Annotated in this window: 2 protein-coding genes; one reads left to right on the top strand and one right to left on the bottom strand. The window is 52.8% G+C overall.

Annotation, left to right across the window (positions count from 1 at the left end; all coding sequences use genetic code 11):
* Window positions 1-1,058, top strand: a 1,058-nt coding sequence (locus QVO97_RS12430) for an MBOAT family O-acyltransferase (protein ID WP_288189770.1), incomplete at its 5' end; no start/stop codon positions are given.
* On the opposite strand, the gene QVO97_RS12425 is transcribed toward QVO97_RS12430, so the two are convergent.
* On the bottom strand, window positions 1,055-1,654 hold a 600-nt coding region (locus tag QVO97_RS12425; protein ID WP_288189769.1), incomplete at its 5' end, for an SDR family oxidoreductase. The two genes, QVO97_RS12430 and QVO97_RS12425, sit on opposite strands and share 4 nt — an antisense overlap.

Here is a 1,654-nt window from a genome sequence, read left to right as displayed (position 1 = left end):
CTCTTCCGGTCGGAATATCCTTCTACACGTTTCAGGCGCTTTCCTACGTGGTGGATGTGTACCGGGGGACGATTCAGGCGCAGAAAAATATCTTTCATCTGGCGCTCTATATTTCCTTCTTTCCGCAGCTCATCGCGGGACCGATCGTCAAGTATCACGATGTCTGCGAACAGATTGGGAACCGGCAGTGTACGGCGGAGGGGATGGCGTATGGAATCAAGCGCTTTTCCTACGGACTGGCGAAAAAAATGTTGTTTGCTAATACCTTTGCGGCGACGGTGGACTGGATGATGGAGAAACCGCTGGCACAGCTGGGAACGGTCAATGCGTGGATGCTGGCGGTTTTGTACACACTTCAGATTTATTTCGATTTTTCGGGATATTCGGATATGGCGATCGGATTGGGAAAAATGTTTGGATTTGATTTTATGGAGAACTTCAATTATCCGTATATCTCTACCTCGATCCGCGAGTTCTGGAGACGCTGGCATATTTCACTCTCGACCTGGTTCAGGGAATATCTTTATATCCCGCTGGGCGGCAACCGGAAAGGGCAGGTGCGGACGTATATTAATCTGCTGATTGTCTTTTTTGCGACCGGGCTCTGGCATGGCGCTGGGGCAACCTTTATCATCTGGGGATTGTACCATGGGCTGTTTCTGGTGGTGGAACGCATGGGACTTGGGAAGCTATTGGAGAAGAACTGCTTCCGGGGACTGAATCACATCTATACGGCGTTGGTTGTAGTGGTTGGCTGGGTGTTCTTCCGCGCCGATACGCTGGCGGATGCGAAAGTGATCCTGCATCAGATGTTTACCTGGGAGAACGGCATCTATCCGGCGTCGCTGTTCGTGAATCGGAAGGTGATTTTTCTTGCGGTGCTGGGCGTGCTGTTTTCGGGCATCGTGCAGAGTATATGCCCGAAGCTGCGGGAGCATTTGTATGAGAAAGAAGTGACAAAGACAGTGGATATTGTGATTATGGCTGTGCTGCTGTTTTTGTGTACCATGTATCTCGTCAGCAGCACGTATAATCCGTTTATTTATTTCAGGTTTTAGATCCAGCCGCCGTCCAGTTGAATTATCTGTCCCGTTAAATAGGAGTCCTCGCTCCCCAGCTGGTATGCCAGTTTTCCGACTTCCTCGGCACGCCCCATACGTCCGGCTGGAATTTCTTCCAGCAGGGCATTCCGTTCTTCTTCATCGAGAAACTGGTTCATTTCGGTGTCAATAGCGCCGCAGGCGATCGCGTTGACCTGGATGCTGCTCGGCGCAAGTTCCTTCGCGAGGGCGCGCGTCATGGCGTTGATGCCGCCTTTGGTGGCAGAATAGGCGACTTCGCAGGAAGCGCCGCAGACGCCCCAGACGGAGGAAATATTGAGAATGCGTCCCGATTTGCGTGACACCATCATCGGAACGGCGAGGCGGCAGCAGTTGAAGACGGAGGTCAGGTTGGTATTGAGAATGTGGTTCCACTCGTCCGGCGTCATATCCTGGAACAGACCGATGTAGGAAATCCCTGCATTGTTGACGAGGACATCCAGGGAACCGAAGCGCTCCCGGATCGCGTCAAACAGGCGGGAACAGCTCTCAAAATCGCCCGCATCGCCCATCCACGCAAGGCAGGAAACGCCCAGCGCTTCGATTTCGCGCTG

Origin of the sequence: Clostridium sp. CAG:43 (genome assembly GCF_000434655.1) — a bacterium.
Lineage (GTDB): Bacteria > Bacillota > Clostridia > Lachnospirales > Lachnospiraceae > Otoolea > Otoolea fessa.
The sequence above is the reverse complement of the archived record's forward strand: the minus strand, read 5'-3'. Positions and strand labels throughout refer to the sequence as shown.